General features: G+C 34.3%; 7 protein-coding genes and 2 pseudogenes. 1 reads left to right on the plus strand and 8 read right to left on the minus strand.

Annotated elements, in window-relative coordinates; genetic code table 11:
* Positions 1–255 precede the first annotated feature (255 nt).
* Entirely contained in the window at positions 256–495 is a 240-nt protein-coding gene (locus tag ASU35_RS17415; protein ID WP_058354233.1) for a DUF6061 family protein, read from the plus strand.
* 39 nt (positions 496–534) lie between these two features.
* On the opposite strand, the gene ASU35_RS17420 is transcribed toward ASU35_RS17415, so the two are convergent.
* From ASU35_RS17420 to ASU35_RS20855, 8 genes and pseudogenes are all read right to left on the minus strand, one after another.
* A complete protein-coding gene (locus ASU35_RS17420) occupies positions 535–3057 on the minus strand; it encodes a S8 family peptidase (RefSeq protein WP_058354234.1) in 2523 nt (840 codons plus the stop codon).
* Between the two features lie 6 nt (positions 3058–3063).
* Positions 3064–4023 carry an AAA family ATPase gene (locus ASU35_RS17425; protein WP_058354235.1) on the minus strand — a complete coding sequence of 320 codons (960 nt, stop codon included), beginning with the start codon at positions 4021–4023 and terminating at the stop codon, positions 3064–3066.
* Positions 4024–4215: 192 nt separating this feature from the next.
* The gene (locus ASU35_RS17430) at positions 4216–4923 is read right to left on the minus strand and encodes a hypothetical protein (RefSeq protein WP_083504375.1); all 708 of its coding nucleotides are present in this window, start codon (positions 4921–4923) and stop codon (positions 4216–4218) included.
* Positions 4924–4934: 11 nt separating this feature from the next.
* A complete protein-coding gene (locus ASU35_RS17435) occupies positions 4935–5372 on the minus strand; it encodes a hypothetical protein (RefSeq protein WP_058354236.1) in 438 nt (145 codons plus the stop codon).
* 18 nt (positions 5373–5390) lie between these two features.
* Positions 5391–5765, minus strand: a pseudogene (locus ASU35_RS17440) (EFR1 family ferrodoxin); the annotation flags it as partial.
* Positions 5766–6022: 257 nt separating this feature from the next.
* Positions 6023–6268, minus strand: coding sequence for a hypothetical protein (locus ASU35_RS17445; protein WP_058354238.1), 246 nt, complete (start codon positions 6266–6268; stop codon positions 6023–6025).
* A 13-nt stretch (positions 6269–6281) separates the two neighbouring features.
* A complete protein-coding gene (locus ASU35_RS17450; protein WP_058354239.1) occupies positions 6282–8168 on the minus strand; it encodes a hypothetical protein in 1887 nt (628 codons plus the stop codon).
* Positions 8169–8585: 417 nt separating this feature from the next.
* A pseudogene (locus ASU35_RS20855) lies at positions 8586–8681 on the minus strand (YkvA family protein); the annotation flags it as partial.
* Positions 8682–8999 lie beyond the last annotated feature (318 nt).

Here is an 8999-nt window from a genome sequence, read left to right on the forward strand (position 1 = left end):
TGTCAACACCAAGCTCTCTTGCAATCTGGCTTTTATTGATGTTTAGTGAAGAATTTTCTGTAAACGGTTTCAATTTGTATAAGTCCTCCAATGAATTAATCTTTAAATCTACAATAATGCTGCTTTTTAAAATCATACTGTTTACCTCCATGGTAACAGTATAGCATTTGTACATTTTTATTTTGGATTTTTTGTACATATATATTGTACCATTTATACTTTTTACCTCCAATTCAAATGAAAGGACTGATAACAATGAAATTGATACACGCTGAATATAACCCGATGCATAACAGCATCGACATTAAGCACTATGACGGCTACATTCTCCGGATTGACTGCAATCAGGCAGAATCCGGGATACGGATTACTCCTAATTCCCAACGGTGTCTGAATGCTCTGGCGATTGATAATCCGCTGGAGTATGCCCGGCTTGCACTGAATGGCGAGATGCAGGAATGGGTGGATGCGGAGGATAGTTTGGAAACTTTTTAAAATATATGCCTCATCTCTCCGTAGGATGAGGCATATACATCACTTTTTCTTTGTTATAGCTGTAATCTCCGTCTTAACTACCGCCCTATTCTTAATTGCTGTAGTTATTTCATTATAAAGATTCACCGTACTTTCCGGTGTTTCTATCGATACTACCAACGAATACCTAACTTTATTATTATACTTCTTTTGATTGGTTCTTAACTTCCACCATCCCGTAGTAGGATAAACCATAATATAATTACTTTGGCTCAAATCTACTGCAGTCCCTTCCCATATATCAGAATGAATGGAGCCAACATTTCTATTTTGTGAACCTATCAGCCATCTATTGCTATCATTTGAAACTGTACTCTTGTCCTCATCTTCGTCTCGCATAGCTTTACTAATTCTTCTCTTAAACTCTTCCTTAGATTCCGTGGGATTATTCACATCAAAAACTAATCCACAAGATGGATATCGATATTTATCCTTCCATCCTATTTGCCCAGGACCTGGTTCAATATAATACGATAAAGTCACCCGCATTTTTACCGTTCTTTCACCTAAGTTCTTTAGAATATCTGTTGGCCAAGGAATATCATGCATATGCATTTCATTAGAAGTAGGATTTCCACTACCTTTTTTTATGAAGGGTTGCAATTCATCTTCAATAATTAAATTAACACTATTCTGTGCACTATACACTGCTCGTTCTAAATTCGGAACTCCATATCCGCATACTCGAATCAAATTTCTATAATCATTTTTTGTAGCATGGCTCGCAGGAATAAATGTTTTAAGCATTTCATCCGTCCATGTAGCCGAATGAACCAACAGCCCCCTAATCGTCTCAGGCCATAACTGTGGACAATGATGTTGTATGTTAGCAAGCATCCAAGCTGCTTGTGCGGTTGCAGGACTTGTCATATTTGTTGCGATAAGCGATTTTCCCATCACAAAATCTTTGCAAGTAGTAATCATATCCAAATCTTCAAGTTCTGAATAACCATTCAAAAAACTTTCAGTTGGGTTATGACCCAGATTGCCACCTTCAAATACTACCTCTGGTTTTATAGGCCATTTTGATTTTTCCCACATAACAGAGGACGATGTAAATGGTGATACACCACCCTTATTGGATACTGGAGAATAATCTGCATATTCTTTTTTGGCTATCACTGTTTTATCAGTATATGCCCCTACTGTAATTGCGTTCCAAGCTTGTCCCGGATTTTCAACAGAATGTAATCGTATGGCTGATAAATGATCACCTAAATCCGCAATTTCTTCTACAGAAGTATTACCTGCCGATATACACATAAGCCTTTTCTTATCATCTGATAATTCTTCACTGGTTCCAGCCAATAATGCATCTATTGCAGCTGACCAAGAGGTAGGTACACCATTTCCCACATTACTTGATTCTGGTGTCGTTATTGCCATACAAAATGTTCTGTTCGCATCAGGATTTTCTGCTTCTGCAATATATGCCGCTTGCCGAGTAACTGCTCCATACAAATCTTCATCATTATCATTTGGATTATTTAAAATTTTGACCGACTCCAAATAATGATATACTTCAATAACAGACATACTCTCTAACTTTTCTTGCAAATCAAAATATGTAGCGATACCTGCCATTTCAGTCCCGTGACCTCTTCTATCATCAACACCTCTAGACACATCTACAGTATGCATATCCGCATCCTTTAATACAGCTTTCAAAAGCGGATGTGCATTATTTACACCTGTATCTAATAAGCAAACTGATGTATTACTACTCTTTGATACATCAAGACGCTTTTCTAGTTCAGCAACCCATTCTTTTTGCTCCCATGTCGCCATATCTGTATAAAAACTTACTGGCGTAATCATCTTTCTTATTTCTGCCAAATTTCCACTTGCCAACATGAGCTGTTTCAAATTTTCTAAATTAGCTTTAATTAAGACAATGATACGTTCTGGGAATGTAATTATTTTTTCCTTATATTCAATTTTCAAATCAGAACACAGTGTCCAAAATGTATCTACAATTGCTTTCGGCTGTTCATTCATTTCATAACGAAGCCATACCTCACACCAAACGCGTGTTTCATCCGGCATGGATTCCTTCTTTCCTACCCATAAAGATTCAATCATAGCCGTATTTATTTTTTCTATTGTAGTTACTACATCTGAACCACTCTGCGTCTCCGCATACTTATTTATCTTTTTTAAAAAGAAGTCTTGCTTTTTAGTAGGAACATATACAGTGGCTTTTGTTACTCCATTTTCCTCACTTACATTTAAAAGACGAACATGTTGCCTCGTATCTTCCAGGCTCTTTGTAACTAAGTCATAACCTTCCTTACCTTCTATCTGAAGATATACACCATCACGAATAGAAGTAGCCACTACACTTTTTGTTTCATCTAACGCACAATTCCAAGCACTTTCTAATTGTTTCTGCAGATAGGATGCATGCCCTTTTCTACTTGCTCTGGTGGGAAAATTTGGTTCTCCTCCACCACCATTTATGGGTATGTATGTTAGACTTTCACCTTTCTCTTCAAGTAAAATATTTTGCAGACTTCTTTCCATTTATCTTTAAGCCTCCTTAAAGCGATACAACTCTCTTCTGTTCTGTAACACTCCTATCATGATTTTTTTATCAATAGTAGTTTCATCCATAATTGAATACTTCAATGCTTCTTCGCATGCTTTAGCGATATCAGAATGACTTAAACCAAGTGCTACTTCCATTACGTCCTGTTCATAAACATCCTTTCCTGAGTATCCTTCCAACTTATTTTTCATAATTCTAAGTATCTGATTCTCATCAGGCAAAGAATACTCTAAAACATCATCGAAACGTCTGAACAACGCTTTATCTAATATACCTGGATTATTTGTTGCTGCAATAATTAAACTAAAGGAATCCTCATTTTCCAAATATTGAAGAAACGAATTTAAGATACGTCTCATCTCTCCAACATCATTATCCATACTTCTATCAGAACCTATTGCATCAAATTCATCAAATAAATACACTCCTGGATAATCCTCAATATGATCAAAGACTTGTCTTAGCTTAACACTAGTCTCGCCCATATATTTTGTTACCAATTTGTCTATCTGAATTACATATAACGGTAAATTAACTTCGTTAGCAATAACTGATGCAGTCATTGTTTTTCCAGTTCCCGGTTCACCAGTCAGAAGAATTTTACTACGATTTTTTAAGCCATTCTTCCTTAAAACTTCCTTTTTACGGAATTCATTAATTATACGTGTTACTTTACTTTCAAGGTTCTCACTTAATACAATATCAAGCATATCAGCATAATTATCCCTCTGCTCTAAAGTATCTAACTTCTTGGCAAACGGCATTACCTTTTTCTTAGAATTCTTGACATTCTGAACCAAGCTCTTAATCTCTCTTGCGCAGCTCGTATGACCAACTTTAGCTTCATGAGCTGCAATCTGAAGTGCCACCGTCTTAAATTTTTCACTATCATCATCAAAATGTGCCCTTATCAAAGCCTTTAACTGTTCTGCTGTTGCCATACTTGCCTCCTAATACAAATGTGTTATTATTTGTATCTCAAATTTACAAAAATATATGTCCTTTAAAACTCTCTTATACATAGTGAGAACATCCCTACTCAACTATTTTTTATTATAACATAAGCAATCTAATATATGTAGATTTTTTCATCTAAAACGCACCTTTGGAGCAAAAATTTATAATTTTCCTATTTATTTCAATACATCCATACTCAAAAAATCATTTTTGGCATACTCTAATTTTTCAAATTTTTCATCCCATGCTTTACTTACATCTGACTCATTTATTACTTCTTGAAAAGACTTATCATCAAAATAGACTATTGGTTCATGCTCATAACACATTTTGCAATATGAATTGAAAATCATTACAACCTTTTCGCAACATGCTTCAGTTTCATATTGCGGTGGATGAATATTAATAATTCTTGCCAAATCATCAGTCATATATAACAAATCAGTTGGGAAATCTACATCCACTAGTTCACCATCAACATAAATAGGTTCGTATTTCAAAACAATTTTATTCTCCTCTAACTTTTTCTTAAAATACGAAAACAGACTATCTGCACATACAAAATCATAATCATATCTGCATACTTCTTTATATGAATCAAGCAGTTTACTTACTATTTTCACCTCGCTCTTTTTTAAATACTTCGCCGAATACTCTTTTGAAATACAAACAAGTTTCTGGTAGTTTTTCCATGAATACGATTCCTCTATAATTTGTTTCATGGGATACAACAAAGAAACCCTTAAATTTTCTCTATTCCCCTTAGTAAAATATTTTGCTGAAATAAACCAAGATATCAAACCTGACAAAACAACTGTCAACAAAGTAAAAATATTTGTATTTCTGTTAGCTGGTTCTATTAACCAATTCAAAAAATCTATCACGACAATTTACCTCAAATAGCGTTCTTTTTTAACAATTTCAATAATACACATCCTAACACAAACACTGCACCACCCATAGCTATAAATCCGCCCCAAAGCAGATTCCAATACCAAGCAGTCACATCAAACATTGTTAAAAACAAATCATGCCAAAACTCCAATCCGGTTGCAATAGCAAACAAATCAAATAGCAAATATCCGCCACCACACAGATATATCCATCTCCACCAACAATTGTAACGCAAATTCTTAAAGAAAGTAATAATTCCAAGCACGCAAAGTACAGATAATATTCCCATGAGTGCAAAGTAAAATAAGTCCTTACTTTCCATGACATTTATCCAAAACTCAGCATAAGAGTTCCTGTCCACAAGTCCCCAAATTCTATGTAAATGAAAGATTCCAAAAAACATGAAAAACCATGGTTCAAATTTATATATCTTTTTCATATCATACCGTAATTCCTATCATAAATATTTTTCTATCACACTCTGCTCCACAACCGTTTTCCCCAATAATGTCATAGCTTGCTTCAGGCAATTATTGATGCACCTATAACACATAGTACACTTGTTATTCTGTACCACCTTCTTATCGACAAACTTGATATTATTCATAGGACATAACTTTCCACACTTGCCACATCCTATGCACTTATCTGCATCCACACGCAACTTATATGAATATTTCTTTGTCTTATACCCAAAATACATTCTGTGTCCAAAGAAACCAGTCATACTATATAGTACACCAATTCTCTCTTGGGTTGGTTTCCCTGATTTCAAAAGTTGAACCGACTTCCTAATCTTCTGTTCTACCTTCGTCACAAGTTCCTCTTTTCCAGCGGACGATTTAACACTTTTTCATCACCTATACTATCCAATATTTTCAAATGCAATCCACCTAGTATTTTCGATCCGTATTTCTGCAAAAGTCGCCCCAAAATACCTGCACCATCACCACTAAAAAATCCCGTCATAGCAATAACAAAAATCGTCTTACTCTTCCACAGTTCCTTATTCTCAATTATAAAATCACGCAGATTTCATAAACACACAGGCCACCAATATTGGAGTTTGAAAGTGTCTATTATTAAACTTTACATGTGATTTCTTTCCATATATTCTTTTTCAAACCATTGCTCGAATTCTTTATTACTTGTTTTCTCAAAATGTTTTCTTACTTGTTCTGAATAGTTAGCATAGTCTTCTTTATTTTTTTCAACAACTGCATCATGTATTCGATATAATAGATCAGAACATTCCTTACATACATTTCCGCCCTTTCCTAAATTCTCAAATGACTCCATTATTTTCTTTTTTCGTCCACAGCAATCACATTTCATATCACATATCCTCCTATTCTTCTTCAAATGCATAGTTCAATGCTTTATTTTCTAGGTCGCTATCAATTCTCTTTCTCTTCACAACCACTGTCTCATAATACGATTCTAAGAACTGCTTAATTTCAAAATACTGTCTTTCAGATTTCAATATCTTAATCTGCATTTTAGATATTTCTTTACTGTTACTATCTAATATTTTAATCAATTCATCACATTCTGCTTCATCAAGCATATATTCAATAGCCATATTTACCACAACTGCGTTAAACATTCTAGCAGTTATTATACAATCATCCTCTTTAAACATATCTGACAGTTTCTTAACAGCGAATCCAGCTACCATTCCACCTCCTGCACCAGCAACAAAACCAATAACTGCACCAACTTTTTTATTGACTTTTTTTCCTATTTTTTCGCCAACCTTACCAGCGGCAACACCTGCACCATATGTTGAAGCAATTCCTCCTAACAAGGAACCAAACGATGACAACATATTTTTGGTATACTGGGCTCCGCTTATCTTTTTAGAAAACACTCTATATGTGTCCGGGATTGAAAATGCTACAAAAGAAACACCCTCTACTATCACATTACTTCGTAACGCTTTTGCGAAACTTTTATTTGCAGCACTACCATATATTTTTCCTTTACCTATCAATGCTCTTCTTGCATTAATCAATTTTTGAACTGTTTTTGTTCCAATTTTATTTGCTATTTTTTGTGAAGCTGGTTTTAATGCATTTGACAATCCTGTTCTCGCAATCTGGTTTGTAATTATACTTGCCGCTAAAGCAGGACCAAATACACCTATTGCTGTATCTACAGCTGCATCTTTTGATTTTTCAATATCAGAAGTTTGCCAATATGTCATTCCAAATGATGCCAATGACGAAATACCAGCTGCAAAACCACAATTAATTGCTCCGGTTGCTGCATCATATGTCAATGATTCAAAAGTCCCTGCTTTCGCCAAATTCTTAGCCTGTGCATATGTTAATTTACTTTTCCTTATCAACTCACTTGCTTTTTCTGGATCATTTACTCCTGGCACTTGATTGTTTAAAATCCTTTGTTTCATAGCCTCAACTGCTTTTTCATACTGATCCGCTGGAACTTCCACCTTCATTGGAGCACCTGTTTTAGCTTCGAAATATCTATACTCAAGCTTACCTGTTTCCGGGTTTTTCTTAAAACACGCTCCCACACTAGATCCAGCACTTTTACAGAATTTACATTGAACCGGCGAACCATTTACAATTTTATCTGGTCCATTTTTGGCATTATCGCGACCCACAACTGTAGATTTCTCACCAGATAATTTATCTAAAACAGAACCAACTTCTTCAGCATATATTCCATGTCCAGTTTTAGATTGATTTTCTCCATAAGCTGCATTAAATGCAGCATTCTCCATATTTAAATTTTCAACCTCACTCCATACAGCATTTTCAACCATCAAATTCGTATAATCATCTATTCTTGCTAAATAATCCGAATAGCGGGTTAAAAATTTATATAATGAAGCATCTTGAAATACTGACAATATCTTACCATCTTGTTTAAAAGTGAAACTATTCCCTTCAACAGATTTCTCAATCTTGTAATCCGTTGGGTCAAAATAATCCCACAAAATTATCTGATATGGTATTCTATATATTTTTTCCTTATCTCTTTCTTTCTTCTTATCCTTAAATGTAGGCCTAGGAGCTTTTAAAACTAACCCCTTGTTTGTTAAAACCACTCCTGAAGGAAATCCCCCGAATGAATTAATATCAGCCCAAAGAATTTCAAAATCAAACGGCACCGGAATATATGTATGTATCTTTTTCTTGTTCTTTTCGCTGAGTTCTGTCGGTGAATCTGAAAGATCACTTAGTAATAATTCAATCTCCTTATCCATTTGTTAATCCTCCTCAATAATATAGTTATCCCAAAACAATTCAAAATCCGGTTCATATATAGCGACCTTTTCAACCCCATCAATCCAATGTATAATTTCATTAGATAAAGTCACATCTATAAACTTTTTGATTTCGACTACATCATTAATTTCAAATTCATTCAAAATATTAGTTGGAATTTGTAATACTTTTATTTTACAAATCATCTCATCTTCACATTTTTCTTTACTAATCAAAAGTTTTAATGAATTGTCACACATTAACACAACAGCAGCTAAGTAGTTTGTACCAATAGTATCATGAAGTATTTCTGCAAATGAATTATTAATTTCTGAAATACACTCCTCAAGTTTTCTATTTTTCCAAACTCTAAATTTGTCTAAATCTTTATCAACTCCTAGTTTTAACACAAACATAATAACTGCCGCATCATCTACGAAACCGATAACCGGAATAGCATCAGGAATCAAATCAATCGGACTTAGTACATATATTAATCCAGCTACGATTGAAATAACGGTTCCAACTGGAATTCCTCGATACTCTTTTTTTATATATGCATCAACCAAATCAACCATTGTTATCAAATCATCAATTACCCCTCCTAATACCGGAATCTTTTCTGCTTTAAACAAAAAATCATTGAACTTTTTCTTAAATGATTGCCATTTCTTTTCGTCCTCGATTATTTCAGATGCCATATTATCATTTTTGTGTAATTCTCTACTCAATTCCTCTTTACTAAACTTTTTTCTATAATTATTCATGATTTTACCTCCTAGTATAATAATGGTGTAGTCAATCAAGACTACTTAGTTTACAAGTTTCTA

It is taken from the genome of Acetivibrio ethanolgignens, assembly GCF_001461035.1.
GTDB classification, from domain to species: Bacteria; Bacillota; Clostridia; order Lachnospirales; family Lachnospiraceae; genus Velocimicrobium; species Velocimicrobium ethanolgignens.

What these genes read in the sequence shown, in the direction of transcription:
- ASU35_RS17450 (WP_058354239.1), bottom strand. Translation starts at nt 8,168, where the DNA reads ATGGATAAGGAGATTGAATTATTACTAAGTGATCTTTCAGATTCACCG.
- ASU35_RS17420 (WP_058354234.1), bottom strand. Translation starts at nt 3,057, where the DNA reads ATGGAAAGAAGTCTGCAAAATATTTTACTTGAAGAGAAAGGTGAAAGT.
- ASU35_RS17425 (WP_058354235.1), bottom strand. Translation starts at nt 4,023, where the DNA reads ATGGCAACAGCAGAACAGTTAAAGGCTTTGATAAGGGCACATTTTGAT.
- ASU35_RS17435 (WP_058354236.1), bottom strand. Translation starts at nt 5,372, where the DNA reads ATGAAAAAGATATATAAATTTGAACCATGGTTTTTCATGTTTTTTGGA.
- ASU35_RS17415 (WP_058354233.1), top strand. Translation starts at nt 256, where the DNA reads ATGAAATTGATACACGCTGAATATAACCCGATGCATAACAGCATCGAC.
- ASU35_RS17445 (WP_058354238.1), bottom strand. Translation starts at nt 6,268, where the DNA reads ATGAAATGTGATTGCTGTGGACGAAAAAAGAAAATAATGGAGTCATTT.